Annotated in this window: 15 protein-coding genes and 2 pseudogenes; 2 read left to right on the forward strand and 15 right to left on the reverse strand. The window is 36.0% G+C overall.

All coding sequences use genetic code 11. The features are described 5' to 3' along the window. Positions 1-9: 9 nt before the first annotated feature. The 6 genes from SMA_RS08185 to SMA_RS08210 all read right to left on the reverse strand — a co-directional run bounded on the left by SMA_RS08185 (position 10) and on the right by SMA_RS08210 (position 6,375). Positions 10-981 carry a DUF6287 domain-containing protein gene (locus tag SMA_RS08185; RefSeq protein WP_014295112.1) on the reverse strand — a complete coding sequence of 324 codons (972 nt, stop codon included), beginning with the start codon at positions 979-981 and terminating at the stop codon, positions 10-12. Between the two features lie 29 nt (positions 982-1,010). Beyond that, on the reverse strand, positions 1,011-2,192 hold the full coding sequence (locus tag SMA_RS08190; RefSeq protein ID WP_014295113.1) for a DUF6287 domain-containing protein: 1,182 nt from the start codon (positions 2,190-2,192) through the stop codon (positions 1,011-1,013). Between the two features lie 209 nt (positions 2,193-2,401). Next, a complete protein-coding gene (locus tag SMA_RS08195) occupies positions 2,402-3,334 on the reverse strand; it encodes a manganese-dependent inorganic pyrophosphatase (protein ID WP_014295114.1) in 933 nt (310 codons plus the stop codon). A 148-nt stretch (positions 3,335-3,482) separates the two neighbouring features. Beyond that, positions 3,483-4,130, reverse strand: a complete 648-nt coding sequence (locus SMA_RS08200; RefSeq protein WP_014295115.1) for a hypothetical protein — start codon at positions 4,128-4,130, stop codon at positions 3,483-3,485. Between the two features lie 53 nt (positions 4,131-4,183). Further along, a complete protein-coding gene (pflA, locus tag SMA_RS08205) occupies positions 4,184-4,972 on the reverse strand; it encodes a pyruvate formate-lyase-activating protein (protein ID WP_014295116.1) in 789 nt (262 codons plus the stop codon). A 71-nt stretch (positions 4,973-5,043) separates the two neighbouring features. Beyond that, positions 5,044-6,375, reverse strand: coding sequence for a hemolysin family protein (locus SMA_RS08210; protein ID WP_014295117.1), 1,332 nt, complete (start codon positions 6,373-6,375; stop codon positions 5,044-5,046). 208 nt (positions 6,376-6,583) lie between these two features. Here SMA_RS08210 and SMA_RS08215 point away from each other — a divergent pair, with 208 nt between their 5' ends. Beyond that, the gene (locus SMA_RS08215) at positions 6,584-7,372 is read left to right on the forward strand and encodes an ABC transporter ATP-binding protein (RefSeq protein WP_014295118.1); all 789 of its coding nucleotides are present in this window, start codon (positions 6,584-6,586) and stop codon (positions 7,370-7,372) included. 34 nt (positions 7,373-7,406) lie between these two features. On the opposite strand, the gene SMA_RS08220 is transcribed toward SMA_RS08215, so the two are convergent. The 9 genes and pseudogenes from SMA_RS08220 to SMA_RS08265 form a co-directional block, all read right to left on the reverse strand. Continuing rightward, entirely contained in the window at positions 7,407-9,431 is a 2,025-nt protein-coding gene (locus SMA_RS08220; RefSeq protein ID WP_014295119.1) for a cation:proton antiporter, read from the reverse strand. 49 nt (positions 9,432-9,480) lie between these two features. Beyond that, entirely contained in the window at positions 9,481-9,804 is a 324-nt protein-coding gene (locus tag SMA_RS08225; protein ID WP_014295120.1) for a hypothetical protein, read from the reverse strand. A 5-nt stretch (positions 9,805-9,809) separates the two neighbouring features. Continuing rightward, on the reverse strand, positions 9,810-10,373 hold the full coding sequence (mnmM, locus tag SMA_RS08230) for a tRNA 5-(aminomethyl)-2-thiouridylate-methyltransferase MnmM (protein ID WP_014295121.1): 564 nt from the start codon (positions 10,371-10,373) through the stop codon (positions 9,810-9,812). After that, complete coding sequence (gene mnmL, locus SMA_RS08235; RefSeq protein WP_014295122.1) at positions 10,370-11,311, reverse strand: tRNA modification radical SAM protein MnmL/YtqA; 942 nt, start codon at positions 11,309-11,311, stop codon at positions 10,370-10,372. The genes mnmM and mnmL overlap by 4 nt, the downstream gene beginning before the upstream one ends. Positions 11,312-11,416: 105 nt before the next feature. Beyond that, positions 11,417-12,073 carry a phosphatase PAP2 family protein gene (locus SMA_RS08240; RefSeq protein WP_014295123.1) on the reverse strand — a complete coding sequence of 219 codons (657 nt, stop codon included), beginning with the start codon at positions 12,071-12,073 and terminating at the stop codon, positions 11,417-11,419. A 121-nt stretch (positions 12,074-12,194) separates the two neighbouring features. After that, positions 12,195-12,608 carry an EamA family transporter gene (locus tag SMA_RS08245; RefSeq protein ID WP_014295124.1) on the reverse strand — a complete coding sequence of 138 codons (414 nt, stop codon included), beginning with the start codon at positions 12,606-12,608 and terminating at the stop codon, positions 12,195-12,197. 88 nt (positions 12,609-12,696) lie between these two features. Continuing rightward, positions 12,697-13,266: an ECF transporter S component gene (locus SMA_RS08250; protein WP_014295125.1), complete on the reverse strand. Its 570-nt coding sequence runs from the start codon at positions 13,264-13,266 to the stop codon at positions 12,697-12,699. A 435-nt stretch (positions 13,267-13,701) separates the two neighbouring features. Then, positions 13,702-14,247 (reverse strand): tRNA (cytidine(34)-2'-O)-methyltransferase, encoded by a 546-nt coding sequence (locus tag SMA_RS08255; protein ID WP_014295127.1) that lies wholly within the window; start codon positions 14,245-14,247, stop codon positions 13,702-13,704. A gap of 401 nt (positions 14,248-14,648) precedes the next feature. Next, positions 14,649-15,403 (reverse strand): annotated as a pseudogene (locus SMA_RS08265) (SDR family NAD(P)-dependent oxidoreductase). A 201-nt stretch (positions 15,404-15,604) separates the two neighbouring features. On the opposite strand from SMA_RS08265, the pseudogene SMA_RS08270 reads away from it, so the two are divergent. Beyond that, positions 15,605-15,966: pseudogene (locus SMA_RS08270) on the forward strand (MerR family transcriptional regulator). Positions 15,967-16,005 lie beyond the last annotated feature (39 nt).

Raw genomic sequence — 16,005 nt, forward strand, 5'->3', positions numbered from 1 at the left:
TTTGTTTTGTTATTCTCTATAATAATATGCTTCTGCAGGAAAGTCAATAAATTGTTGCCCAGCAATCAACCTTGTTTGAGAAGAATCCGAATGATCTCCTTTGGGATTTTTGACACCAGTAGGGTAAACTTCAATAGCAAATCCACCGGGTGCACCGTTAGCTGCACCACATGCTAAGGTAACTGTTCCATAAGAACTTTCTCGTGGCGAACTAATATTCATTCCTTCAAGCATTCCTTCATCACTAAATTCAAAAGTTTGCCCTCTACCATTTTTCCATGTCCCAGCTAATGATGTATAATCTCCATTAAGTATCTGGTCAATATTTAAATCACCTGAAGAAGTCTGTTCTGATGCCAAAGGTTGCCAATCCAAAATACTAAAATCAAACTCTTTTTTCCCCTTGATGTCAAAGTAATCCGACAACTCTACATCTCTCCCAATAGGTACATTAGCATTTTTTATTACATCAACACCGCTATTGTCTGCTCTCAGTTGATATTGAGTGTCTTCCATTTGAGTTCCTGTTGACATCCACTTAGCTGTAATAACCGTTCCATCTGTATAAATATTTGCAGCTTCTCTATAACCACCAGCTGACGCAACATAACTTTGTGCCAAATAATCAGCTACTCCGTTATTATCATAATAAAGAGCGGCGAATTCAATTGTTCCCGTAGACTCCCAGTACCGTCCAGAAAATAGTTCATCCTGACCATTCCCATCGATATCATAATAAGCGTAATGCGTCGCTGGAGTATCACTTGTATCATTTCTAAGTTTTTCTAAAACGATATCATAAATACTATTATCACTTGTCGTTTTCTCATTACTTTCAGTTTGTGATGAACTAGAAGTCGAGCTACTACTTTCATTTGAACTAATATACCAACTGCCAGTCGCCGCTTGATTACTATCTTTTTTAGAGCAACCAAACAATATCGATAATCCCATCATTCCTAGTAAAGCTATCTTTTTCATTCTAAAAATTTTCTCCGTAATTAATTATACTATTGATGATAATAATAGACATCACTCGGTAAATTATACACACCATTCTGTGTTGGTACAATTCGTGGTTTAGAAGTATCTGAATTGTCATCTTCTGTTTTAAAACCAATCTTAAGTAATGCTATTAAACCTCCCGTGTAGCCATTGCTCATTCCAATATAAGGAATACCATCACTTTCATATCTAAAAGCACCTCCCAAACTTTCTTCGCCTATTCTTCCACTTACTGTACTAACAACATAGCCGTCTGCTTGAATGACAAGAGTATCACCTTTACCGTTACGCCATGTTCCCACTAACGACTCATAATTGCCTTTACTGATTGCAGATAAATCAATATCATTTACAGATTGCTGTTCATAATCATACACTGATTTTGCTTGTAGAGCACCCGACCAAACATAACATCTTTTCCCATCAACAGATACCTCCCACCAACTTGAAATATCATTATACTTATCACCATTAACCCAATCAGACACTTGGATAATATCACCCTTTCGTCTTGAATCAATAATATCGGAATTTAAGCTTGGTTTTGAATGTAGATTTACCTCATCTACATTAACAACATATTCTGTTTCATTAGGTTTTCCATGAAAATAGACTTGTATTGCTGATTTGATTTCTTCTCCTGTTGTTAACACTTTATTTCCTTCATCATTGGTATAGCCATATAATACCTCTGTCGTTTGATCATCCAAAAATTCAGCTGTACCATTAACTCGTTTAATGTCTTCAGACGAAATATTAATTACAATCTTAACACTTGGCATCACTGATGTTCGGTTTGGTTCTTCACCATTTACGGTCATATTCCCCGAAGTGACATAGGTTTGAATAGAATCCGATCCTTTATACTCTTCGATTGTGTATGTCCCTATCAGAGGACTTCCTTGATTATATGCCATTAGCTCTGCACCAGATCTATATAATATTGCGCTACCATCATTATTTAATGATAACCCTCCAACCATTAATGACGATGTATTAGATTGAACATAATAATACTTATAATTTAGGTACCATTCACTATAATCTTTACTCTCTTCTTGTGATGATATATTACTACTGCTAGAAGTTTGTATTCTTTCACTACTTTGCGTTGTTTTAGTATTATTTGATTCCTGATGACAGCCTACTAGTAATAAACAAGAAAAAAATAAAACAAGCTTTTTCATAATAATCCCTCATTTTTCTTTCGCTTTGTACTCATTATATCATAACAGATGCTCCTCCGAATAGATTATAGTAACTATCTAAAAACGTTAAAAATTATGGGACAAACCCAGAAAAAAAGTGAGATACAATAATTATCTCACTTTAGTTTTAATATAAAATTCTAAGATTTTTAAACGACTCACGTCGCCTTTTTATTATTCCTTATTAATTAAGCGTTGAAGCTTTCTGTTAATTGTGGGACAACTTGTTTTTTACGTGAAACAGCACCTGGAAGGAATGCGTGGTTGTTTTCAAGTTTGAAGTTGAAGGCAGCTTCAACTTTGTCAATATTTGAACCAAGTGCCAAGATTTCTGAGTTTGAGTTAAGAATATCAGTAATCATAAGTACAAAGTCAGAGTAACCATTTGCAAGTATTGCTGCTGTAATAGCTGCTTCGATTTCTGCTTGACGTTCAAGAACTTCGTTAATATCAACTGTGTTAACTTGTGCTACACGAACTTGGTTTCCATTAAGTTCAAATGTTTTAGCGTCAATGTCAATCAATTCTTCAGCAGATTTTGTTGCCAAGTTTGTACCAGCTTTAAGTAATGCCAAACCATATTCTTCAAGGTTTACACCTGCGATTTCTGCCAAGTCAGCAGCAACAGCTGGGTCAGTTGCGTGAGTTGTTGGTGATTTAAGAAGAAGTGTATCTGAAATCAAACCAGACAAAAGCAAACCAGCCATTTCTTTAGGAATAACAACGTTATTTTCTTTGTATAGGCGGTAAACAATTGATGAAGCTGAACCAACTGGTTCTAAACGCATGTAAAGTGGGTTAGCTGTTTCAAAGTTTGCAACACGGTGGTGATCAATAACTTCGATAACTTCAACGTCACGAATATCAGAGATTGATTGTTGGAATTCGTTGTGGTCTGTCAAAATAACTTGGTCAGCCCCTTCAGCTTTTGCTGATTCAACAACACGTGGTGCTTCTACACCAAAGTAATTCAAAGCAAAAGTTGTTTCTTCATTAGGTGTTCCAAGAGCAACAGCTTCAGCATCAACACCAAGTTCACGTTTCAAATATGCATAAGCAACTGATGAACCGATAGCATCAGAATCTGGATTTTGGTGACCAAAAACTAAAATTTTAGACATGTTTTGTACCTCATAATAATTATTTATTCTTATTTTAGCAAAATTTAAAGGAGATGGCAAAGTCAGCAGCTGCTTTTATCGCAATAATAGTACAAAAAAAGCACCTTTATCACTAATTATTGTTAATTACTGATAAAAATGCTTCTATTTAGTCTTTTTCTATTGTGTTTTGTGTGAAATCATTGTTGGTTTCTTTGACATCAGGTGTTTCATTATCAGAAGAATCGTCCTTGGCAGCTTCTACTTTTGCCGTTTTTTCTTGCTCCAAGGCTAAGCGTAACAAGCGTTCTTCTTCCTCATGATTTTCTTGATCACGGATAGCTTCTTGTTCTTTGCGATAAGCCATGTATTTTCGGCTATTATCCACAATGTGCAATCCCTTCACACCTTTGACTAGCAAACGCCAAATAAAGGTAATAAGTGATTCAATCAAGAGTAAGATTTCAATCGCAATGACACCAAGTAAACTCCAAGCCATAAAAAGTGTTACCAATAATTGAGAAAAAATCTTTTTCAGATTACCTAGATCATTGTTATGGATAGACAATGTTTCAAGGAAAAGGTTCAAGATACCTTGTAAGAGCCCAGATTTTACAGACTTGTCGTCGTTTAAATCCAAAGCTGCCTCATCTTGATTTTGCAAAACAAGGACAATGTCCCCGTCTTGAATATAATCAACCTTATCTCCCAATTTTATGTCAAAATCAAATAAATCACGCGCAAGCTTTTTTATTTTTCCGTCTTGCGTCAAATAGACGAATTCGTCGTCAAATTTTAAAACTTTGTAACTGTTCATAGATTCCACCTTATGCTAGAGCTTACCAAAGTTTCAAGCTAATGTCAATATTTTTACTGATGAATTCGTTTCATGTATTCGGTGTAAGATTCTGTATGCATCAAGTCTTTGGCATTTTGCACACGCTCTTTCGTTGGAGGTTTAACGCCTTCCAAAGTATATGGAATGCCAAGCTCATGCCACTTAAATTCACCCAAGGTGTGATAAGGAAGAATTTCAAATTTATCCACATTTTTCAACGTTGCGACAAATTTGCCAAGTTCAATCAAATCATCATCAAAATCAGTTAAGCCAGGTACCAAAACGTGACGAATCCAAACAGGAACCTCCTTGTCAGATAAATAACGCGCAAATGCCAAAATATTAGTATTTGGCTGGCGTGTCACGACAATATGTTGTTTAGAATTAATTTCTTTCAAATCTAAAAGAATCAAATCTGTTACTGCTAACAATTTATCCACAATTTCATGGTATTCTGGTGTGTCACGAAAAGCAAAACCACAAGTATCTAACGTGCAATGAATGCCCAATTCTTTTGCTTTTGTGAAAAGTGCTGTGACAAATTCAATCTGTAGCATGGCTTCACCGCCTGATACGGTAATACCACCATTTTTTCCCCAGAAATGCTTGTAACGCAAAGCTTCAGCCAACACATCATCAACTGTGCGTTCTTGCGATTGATTGGTTTCCATAGCCCAAGTATCTGGGTTGTGGCAATATTGACAGCGCATCTTGCAGCCCTGCATAAAAATTACAAACCGAATTCCTGGACCATCCACAGAACCAAAACTTTCTGTTGAGTGAATCATCCCAGTTACTTTTCCGTAATCAATTTCAGTCATTTTTTCTTCCTTTGTAACCGTTTTTTCTGCTTCATTATAACATTTTCTAAAGGAAAAAGACTAAGATCAACTTAGTCTTCTTGAATACTCTGTTCTATATCAGAAAAAATAACTTTCAGTTTTGTAACACGTCCATCTTTAACTGTATCATTTGTCAAAGTAAGGTGTTTTTCTTTCGTATCCACTTCAAACGTTTCACGACTATCTTGGTCTGGAATATTTCCCACACCAGTTAGGTAGTAACCTGCAATAGTATCCACATCATCACTTTCAAGATCGACGTCAAAATAGTCATTGAATTCGTTAAGTGTCATTGTCCCAAGAACAATGTAAGTATGTTCACCGATTTTACGGACAAATTGCTCTGCTTTATCGGTTTCATCGTCGATTTCTCCGACGATTTCTTCAAGCAAATCCTCCAGTGTGACAATACCTGCAACGCCACCGTATTCGTCCAACAAAATCGCCATTTGATTTTGGGTATTTCTCAATTGGCGTAACAAATCGTCCACAAAAATCGTTTCTGGAACAAAGAGCGGTTCTTGCAAAATCTTACGCAAGACAATATTGTCAAAACCATCACGGAAACCAGCGGCCAGCAGGCGTTTGGTGTGAAGTACACCAATAATCTTATCCTTATCACCATCATAAACAGGGATACGTGAAAAATTCTGTTTGAGAATTTTTTGAATATTTTCTTGTGTATCATCATTAATGTCAATCATGAAAGCATCTGTTCTTGGAACCATGACTTCACGCGCCATTAATTCATCAAGTGAGAAGACACCTTGTAACATCTCAATTTCTTCAGCATCTAGTGTTTCTTCACTATTTGACAGCATGTATTCAATTTCATCACGAGTCATTTTTTCGTCCGCATCATCAAATTGCATTGGCGTGATACGTGAGAGAAGATTGGTTGACGCTGATAAGAGCCAAACAAAAGGACTGACAATTTTTCCAATAAAAATAATAACAGGGGTAGAAATGACAGCCAGATTTTCCTTGAGATTCATGGCAATACGTTTTGGATAAAGCTCACCAAGAACAATGGAAACATAGGTCAAAAAGACAAGGGAAATAACGCTACCTGCTGTCTGAGCCCAGACAAAGTCTCCAAACCAGGAAGCAATAACACTTCCAAGCGAAGCAGACAAGCTAGCCCCTTGTAAGAGACTGATAAAGGTGATACCAACTTGAATTGTTGATAAAAAGTTATTAGGATTTTCCAAAACAGACAATAGACGAATGAATTTCTTATCGCCTTCTTCTGCTTTTTGTTCAACACGTGAACGATTAAGGGAAACTAATGCCATCTCAGAAGCTGAGAAAAAGGCATTTAGCAAGGTCAAAATTAATAATAAAATAAATTGTAAAACTAAATTCTGACTGGGGTCTTCCATATCAATTCTACTCCTATTCTTAAAATATCTATTATGGTAAGATTTTATTCTCCACGACAAAATAGTATAGTAACTACATTATAGCATATTTTTGATTTTATGTAATAGATAAACAGCCTTATCAAGCATATTTTACAATGCTAAACTAAAGTATCAAAATTTTCAGAAAATGATATAATAACTATTAAAAACACATGGAGGGCTCCAAATGTTACAAATCAAACTAAAGAATGTCAGCTTAGAACGTCAGCATAAATTATTATTAAAAAATCTTAACTGGGAAGTTAACAAGGGGGAACATTGGGCTATTTTAGGGCTGAATGGTTCTGGTAAGACAACGCTTTTAAAGCTTATCATGGCTGAATATTGGAAAACAGACGGTGAGGTGGAAGTCTTAGGAACATCATTTGGTGGTACTGACATTAGCGATATTCGTACCAAAATTGGTATCGTTGGCTCATTTATCGCTGAGCGACTTCCAGCCAATATGCTTGCTGAAAAAATTGTTTTGACTGGGAAATACAAATCAAGCATTCTTTACAAAGAATACGGTGAAAAAGAACTTGATGAAGCACGACAAATGTTGATTTCAATTGGTGGCGAATATCTGCTTGGACGTATTTATACTAGTCTGTCACAAGGTGAAAAACAACTGCTCCTTATCGCACGTAGTTTAATGGAAAATCCTGAAATTTTGATTTTAGATGAGGCTACAAGTGGACTTGATTTGTTTGCGCGTGAAAAACTATTGACACAGATTGAGCAAATCACAAGCCTTCCTAATGCTCCAACAATTCTCTACGTGACACACCATGCCGAAGAAATCACACAATCAATGACTCATGTCTTGTTGCTGAAAAAAGGAGAAATCATTGCCCAAGGTCCTAAAAATGAAGTTTTGACTGAGGACATTTTAACCGATTTCTATGACCGAATCGTCTCAATCATCTCACTAGGCGACGAACGCATTTACATCAAACCTGAATTTAAATCATAATAGTAAAGCCTCTAGGACATTTTCGTTCTAGGGGTTATTTTATAATAAAGTAATTATATGGTAGTGTTCCGTAGTCATCTTTTAACGAATAACTTTCGAGTTTATTGACATTGCGGCGTAGGAAGGTTGCATAGCTTGATGTGATGTCACCACGCATTTCATATTCGGCAATCACTTTGCGCTCAAGATAATACCCTCGCAACATTTCATAAATATTATCAGGTTTCATATGAGCAATGACACGTTCAACAAAGACGCCTGATTCAATAATATTAGCTTCTTGTAGACGTGATCTTTGGAGGAAACTAATCAATTCTGAATTGTAAATGCCTTCCAAATCTTGTAACCCTTCTAACACCAGCTCCGTATTCCTTAAATAAAGCTCTGTCAAGCGTTCACGGTTATCTTCTGTCAATTTAATTTCGCGTGATTTTCCAGAAAGAAAGTGACGGATAGTTGGCCAAAAACTGAGGCTTTCACGAACTAAGCGACGAATCATTCGCATGCTAATTGTGAAGAAATAGCTAAACGTTGAAATAAAATCACGATTAATCTGACGTTCCAAATTTTGCAAGTAACGTTGATACAAACGGTATTCAAATAATTCTATCTTGCCTTCTGAAAAGGCATGCTCTAAACCATCGCTTTCAATTCCAAGAATCATCAAGCGCAGGTAAGCCAATTCTTTTTTGACAATAGTCGGCTCTTGTTCCAAAATCAAGTGCTCAATACGCCCATTGTAATTATCAATGGCTGCATAAAGTGGACCTTTGTCCTCGACTTCTTTTAAATCTTCCTCCAATGTCTTAACCACTTCATTTAAAATGGCAATTTGAGTGACATAATCGGTGGTATCAGTATCATCAGAGCTTTGTGCCAAGTTTGGTAAAACAAATACACCAATTAGAAAGCTTAGCAAGGTCACCGCTGCTACAGTAAATAAAATCAAGCTATAAGCGTAACTTTCAAACTGTGGCAATAGCAAAATTGTCGCGATTGATACCGTCCCTTTCACACCAGAAAAAGTTAACAGCAAAACCTCTCTCAATAGTGATTTACTTAAACGTTTTCCTTTACGATAATGCAGAATATAATAAAGCCCAACCATGACAAATCGAACTAAAAAGAGTAAAGCTGTCACGACTAACACAATCGCTACAAGACGATATTTATTAACCAAAGGATTGGTCAAAGCAGGCTCAACGATACGTGTCAATTCATAGCCAAAAACGATAAAGACAAAGCCATTTAAGATGAAGCTGACCGTCTCCCAAATAATCTGGCTGACACGGTCCACCTCAGCATCAAATAAACGAATTCGTTTGAAACGACTGGCTTGTGATAATCCAGCAATCACGACAGCAATGATACCTGATACGCCAAAAAGACTGGCAACAAAGTATGACACAATCGGCAATGATAATTCCAATAAGAGAGCCCCTGTCACATCAGCGACGTCAATTTTTTCAAGAAAAGCCATGACGCCTCGATTTAACAAGGCAAAAAATAGCCCGACCAACATTCCACCAATAATTACCCAAAACAGACTAAAGCTCGCAGTAAGCAAAGAAAAGGCTCCAGTGGTCAAAGCCGTCACAGCAAATTGGAAAGAAATCAAACCGCTGGCATCATTCAAAAGCCCTTCTATTGTCAAAATGGATTCGACGCGCTTTGGAAATTTAAACCGTTTTGCAATTGATAAAAACGCAACGGCATCTGTCGGAGCAAGCGCTGCTCCCAAGGCAAAACTAGCAGCCAAGGGGACATCAACAGGTAATAACTTACCAGTCACATAACCAACTGTCAGCATTGTTATCAAAACAGTTGGCAAAATTAGATAAGCCACAATTGACTTGTATTTGACAAAGGTCGTCACATCACTTTCTTGCCCCTCTCTAAAATTAAGCGGTGCAATTACCAGAGCCAGAAATAGCTCTGAATTTAAAGTGAGTGTCGTCTCTTTTGCTAAAACACCCACCAAAATTCCCAAAATAATTTGGATGAAAGGTAAAGGTAATTTAGGATAAAGACGATTAATGACGTTGGAAACAATGAGCATTAATAAAAATGCTATAACAAGGATAGAACTCTCGATAAACCATCACTCCTTATCGTTGTTTTTGGCGGCAATAAACAGTAAAACGTTCTTTTTGCTTGGCAATTTTTTGATCAATAACCGTAACATCTTTACGATCACGAAGTCGTATGCAACGTTCTTTTTGCTTGGCAATTTTTTGATCAATAGCCGTAACATCTTTACGATTACGAAGTCGTACGCAACGTTCTTTTTCAAGACTGGCTAACTTTTTCTTAATTGTCAAGATTTTCTCTGCATCTTCTTCTGACAACTTGGCACACGGTTTAGTGTTTGCGTCATCTAAATATTTTTGATGCATTTGATGTAACTTTTCACGAACCGTTATGGTTTGCATAATGCTTAACTCTCCTTCGACTGTTTTAATTTTTCAATCATTACTAAAAATGGTGGTTGATTAATTTGGTTTAAAGGTTGATACAGCATGGCAGTAAAAAGCCTTTGGTCTAGCTGATTGACATATTCTAGCACAGCATCTTTTTCCATGTCACCGCCCTCATGTCCATAGTAAATCATGATAGCTAAGCGACCACCAACCTCAAGCTTTTTTAAAATTTTCTCCACAGCAATCAAGGTTGTGTCAGGTTTAGTGATAACCGTTTTATCAGCACTTGGCAAATACCCTAGATTGAAAATAGCTGCACGAATTGGTTGATTCACATAATGGTCAATATGTTGATGCCCATCCAAAATTAAATGAGCATTGTGAATTTCTTGTTTTTCTAAACATTCTTTCGTGCTTTGCAAAGCTTGTTCTTGCACATCAAAAGCATAAACTTCTTTAGCATGTTGGGCAAGAAAAACTGTGTCATTGCCATTTCCCATGGTCGCATCAACTGCGATTGCTTGTTCATCCAAAACTTCAGCTAAAAAATCATGAGATAAATGCAAAGGGCGTTTTATCATAACACGGCCTCCTTATTTTCTAGCTTACAGCCTTGATAAGAACCACGGCGTTCCATTTCTTGATCAATGGCATTTAAGACTTCCCATTTTTTAAGACTCCACATTGGACCAATGAGCATATCGCGCGGAGCATCACCTGTAATACGATGAATAATGATATTTTTGGGAATAATCTCCAGTTGGTCACAGATGATATTAACATATTCTTCCATACCCAGCAATTTTAAACGCCCCTCATGGTAATCACGTTGCATTTTCGTACTTGTCATCAAATGCAATAAATGAAGCTTAATCCCGTCAATTTCATTATCTGTCACACAACGTCTGACATTTTCAATCATCATGTCATGCGTTTCGCCAGGCAGACCATTAATCAAATGTGAAACAATCTCAACTTTCGGTGCTAACTGACGCAGGCGTTTAACCGTTTCAACGTAAAGGTCATAAGTATGCGCGCGATTAATGATTTTGGATGTTTCATCATAAGTTGTTTGCAAACCAAGTTCAACCGTTACGTGCATACGATCAGAAAGCTCAGCAATATAAGCAATCGTCTCATCTGGCAAGCAATCGGGACGTGTCCCAATATTGATACCAACCACCCCAGATTCATTAATGGCTTGCTCATAACGCTCACGAATGACATCTACGGTATCATGCGTATTTGTGAAATTTTGAAAATAAACCAAATATTTCTTAACATCTGGCCATTTGCGGTGCATGAAATCAATTTCCTTGTAAAATTGGTCACGAATCGGTGCGTCAGGAGCAACAATCGCATCCCCTGAACCAGATACGGTACAAAATGTACAGCCACCATGTGCGACCGTACCATCTCGATTTGGACAATCAAAGCCCGCATCGATAGGAACTTTAAAAATCTTCTCCCCAAAAATCTGACGATAATAATCATTTAAAGTATTATAACGCTTTTTCATAGCTTATATTATAACACTTTCCCCAAAACAAACAAACTCTTATCACTTATCGTAAACATATTCTTAGCTATAAAAAAGCTGGGATAACCCCAGCTCATTTTTCAATTACTCTTGTTTTCCTTGGAAACGCCATTCAAAGCGTTTTTTATCATAAAACGGATAGGTTGTGGCTGCGATAGCAAATGCTAGTAACCAACCTCCCAAAATATCAGACGGATAATGAACCCCTAAATAAATTCTTGAAAGTGCTGTTGTCAAAGCGATAACCACAACTAAAACTTGTAAGCAACGTTTGAGTGTCGTCTTTGTTAAGTGTTGTTCGATAATCACAACCAAGCTCAAAGCAACAACCATGGTCGCCGCAGCATGCCAACTCGGAAATGATGGTCCCATTGGCTTTGGAATGAGGTACTGAATACTTGGACGCGGACGATTATAAAGGTATTTAAAACCTGTTGAAAAAATGCCCATTAACACTAAATTCCCAGCTAGCAAAATAGCTTCTGCTTTCCACTTTTTCCAGAAATAAAATACAAAAGCAATGGCAAAGACATAAACAAAGATAAAAACTTCGTGTCCAAAATGCGTTACGATTTTAAAGAAAGCTGTTGCATTGGCAGGAAGATCACCACGAACACTTGTTTGAATGCTTGAGTCAATTCCAACCAAAGTCTCAGGAAAGAATTTGACCAAATAGCCTAACATCATAAAAATGAGAAGGAAAAATGAAGCTCCTACAAGATAATTTTGTTTATGTTTCATATTACAATACCTTTTCTATCAAAATGTCGTAAGTCTATTATACCTTAGTTAGTTTTTAAATCCCAGATAAATCCTCGAAAAATCTGTGGCAAAATTGTAGGAATTTATCATTCTAAACAGTTTACAAAATCATCAAAAGGCTTCCAACCACAATCAGCAGACACCCAAGCATTGACTTTAAAGTTAGCTGTTCATTTAGAAAAATGAAGGCTAAAATCAAAGTGATGACAACACTTAATTTATCTATCGAAGCTACTTTTGAAGCGTCGCCCATTTGTAAAGCGCGATAATAAAATAACCAAGAAGCACCAGTAGCAAGCCCAGACAATATCAAAAACAACCAACTTTTTCGGTTAATATCACCAATACCACTCTGAGCATTTGTGATAAAGACTATTCCCCAAGCCATGAAAACCACAACAACTGTTCTGATAGCTGTCGCTAAATTTGAATTGACACCACTTATCCCAATTTTAGCTAAGATAGACGTTAACGCAGCAAATACCGCCGATAAAATCGCAAATAAAACCCACATTTATTTTCCCTCACTCCAATTAAAACTCACTTAAACTATACCATTTTTAAGCGTAAAGCAAAAGCCAATATATGTTGGCGTTTTTAATTTAATCTATTTCTAAAATTGGTTTAAGGCAACTATATAAAATAAAGAATGTCACCGAAAAGATAATCCCTTCAATTAGGTTAAATGGAATGACCATGGCAAAGAGATAGTTTCCCAAACCCAAAATAGCAGAAATATCAAAATTCGCAAATTTGGCATAAAGTGGCACAGCGTAAACATAATTAAGTACAAACATTGCCACGGTTAAGCCAAGCGTTCCCACGACTGATGCTAGTAAGTAATTTTTCAAGCTTGGTTTTTGTTTCCAAAGAATGGCTAGCGCTACTACAAAGACACCTAGAGCAACAACATTCATTGGCAAACCAATAATCGTTGAAACACCACCGTTATTTAGCAAAAGCTTTAGCAAAGTACGAAGAATTAGAATTCCCAAAGCACTCTTCAAATCAAACATCACAAGCCCAACTAAAACAGGCAAAACTGAAAAATCAAACTGTAAAAAACTAGCTGACGGAATCAGTGGAAACTGAAGATACATCAGCAAAAAAGAAAGTGTTGATAAAATCGCAATATGAGCAATTTTACGCGTATTAGTCATTGTTTCAGACATAAAAAAGTTCCTCCAATTTTCTCAAATTGAAAGAAGGCGTTCGAGTATGTGGTAGCATAACAAAAACAGCATAGCCTAACTCTTGGTCTTCTCCCATCCAGACTATACTGTCGGTTCTGGAATCTCACCAGATCAGCTGCTCTGCAGCTCGCGGACTTTAAATCACTCTCGTTCGTTTTCTAAACTAACTAAGTTGTTTAATCTTTTGCTTTTAGTCTAGGCGACAACCCGCAGACACAACTGACATTAGGCAAGGGAAGTCAACGACAAATAAAAGCAAAAGGCAGACAACTAGAGGCAACACCGCCGGTCGGGAATTACACCCTGCCCTGAAGACAATTCTAGAATAGCAAAAAAACAGCATTCATGCAATATTTTTCGCACAAAAACCTTGCTATTATCAAAAAACAGCCATTTTGACTGCTTTCGTATAATTTATTTTAATTTATCGTGTGCGTAAGTATGACTTAATTCTAAATTCGGAAAAGCTTGCTGACGAAGAGCTTCATAGACAATCATACAAACAGTATTTGATAAGTTTAGGCTACGAACGTGTTCATCATTCATCGGAATGCGAAGAGCTTTTTCAGGATTAGCTCGCATAAATTCTTCTGGCAAACCTTTATCTTCACGCCCAAAAAGGAAATAGTGTTGCTTCCCGTCGTTATAATTTTCATCAGAATACACTTTGTTGGCAAATTTACTAATCAAATGAACCTCACCATCGCATTTTTCCATAAATTCATCCAAACTATCATAGAATGTCACATCAAGTTTGTCCCAATAATCCAACCCCGCGCGTTTCATTTTATGGTCATCAATTGGGAATCCCATTGGACGAATAATGTGCAAAGGAGCGTTTGTCGCAGCGCAAGTTCTGGCAATATTTCCTGTATTTTGTGGAATTTGTGGTTGAAAAAGAACAATATGATTCGTCGTTTTATTCGGTTCTTCGTGATAGTCAATCTCTTCAATATTCATAACTTACCCTTTCATTTCGACATAAAAATAAACCACACTGCTCGGAGTCAAGCTCAGCAAACAATGTGGTTAGCGGCGATTCATTAACTTAAATCATAACAGGTTTGATTTAAACTAACGAATTCTTGATATTTATTATAACACTTTAATACCTAAAGTCAACGTATTTGACATAATTTTGTGATGCTTTTGCGTGTTTTTCCAATATTTTTTGATTCTTTTCCTAAAAATAGTGGTCTCAATACTTTTCATTTCAATTTTTTTCAAAAAATATGAAATGCTCATTTTCACAGACGCTTCAGCGAAATATAACATTATTTTCTGCTAACCAATATTTGCTTTCCAACTTTGAAATTAAGTTAGATTTCAGAGCAAAGCCTATCGTTATCTATATCTGATAATTAGTGATTAAATAATTGTTCACTAAGGTGAAATTCAAAAGTCTTAACATCCACTAAACCAACTGTTTGGTTGCTTTGATATAGTTTAATCAGAAATTGTGCCATTTCTTCACTTGTATGATATTTAGAAAATGCTTCGTCATAATCATACTTATCAGAATCAGTAGCAATTTGTCCAAACTCCGTTTTTGTTGCTGCTGGTGCTAGAACTTTTGCTCTCAATAAATTGTGAATTTCTCTTAATTCTAGCGCTAAGTCTTCTGTAAATGAGCTAACATAAAACTTACTAGCACAATAAGTAACTGCATCAGGTACCATCATATAGCCACCTCTAGAAGAAACATTAATAAGTTGAGCACCTTCACAGTCCTTATAATCTCTTACATATAAGCTAGATAGTATTGTCAATGCCTCAATATTTAAGTGTAACATTTCTAAAACTTTTTTAGATTTTGATGTTCTAGACTATCATAGTTCCCAAAGCCAGCATTATTTATCCACGTTTTTATGTGATACGATTTTAAATCTTCGTAAAGTTTAAAAACATCATGACTTTTAGAAAGATCAACAACCTTAATAATCACATATAATTCTGGAAAATGTGACGAAATAGTCTCGCGTAATTCTTCTAATTTTTCTTGACGTCTAGCAACTAAGATAAGGTTATTTCCCAGCTTTGCAAATTGTTTTGCTGTTTCTGCTCCAATACCAGAACTTGCACCAGTAATGCAAGTATAATCTTTTAGAATTTCCATTATTTTTATCCTCTCTGTACTTGTTTACTAAATATCATTGATAGTTTTTATGTCATAACTTCACCACCTTTCGCTCAGATTGAATCAAATCTCTTTGATGTAAAGTATTTTAAATAGTAAAGTTAACTTTATGTCAAGGATGAATAATATTTTTTTATTAATGTGGTAGAATAATCAAAAATACCAGAAAAGGAGAAATATATAACTCACTATTCTATTGGAGAATTCGCTAAAAAGACATGGTTGTCTATATCTAAACTTCGTTACTACGAACAAGAAAAACTTATTTACTCTCTTAGAGAAAAAAATAATCGAAGATATTATAAAGAATCTAATATCGCATGGACTCAATTTATTATCAAACTTAAAAAACGGGGAAGTCAATAAAAAATATGCAAGAATATGCGAAATTAAGATACCAAGGTGACTTTACTATTCCTAAACGACTAGAACTCTTATTTTTACAACTTGATGAACTACACAGTCAACAGTCCGAAATTAACCAACATATCAATTTTCTTGAAAATAAAATAAAAACCTATTCAGGTATCAAGACTGATTAATCATTTAACATAAAAAAGCCCTGAAATTCAGGGCTGTGT

The sequence above is a fragment of the Streptococcus macedonicus ACA-DC 198 genome, from assembly GCA_000283635.1.
Lineage (GTDB): Bacteria > Bacillota > Bacilli > Lactobacillales > Streptococcaceae > Streptococcus > Streptococcus macedonicus.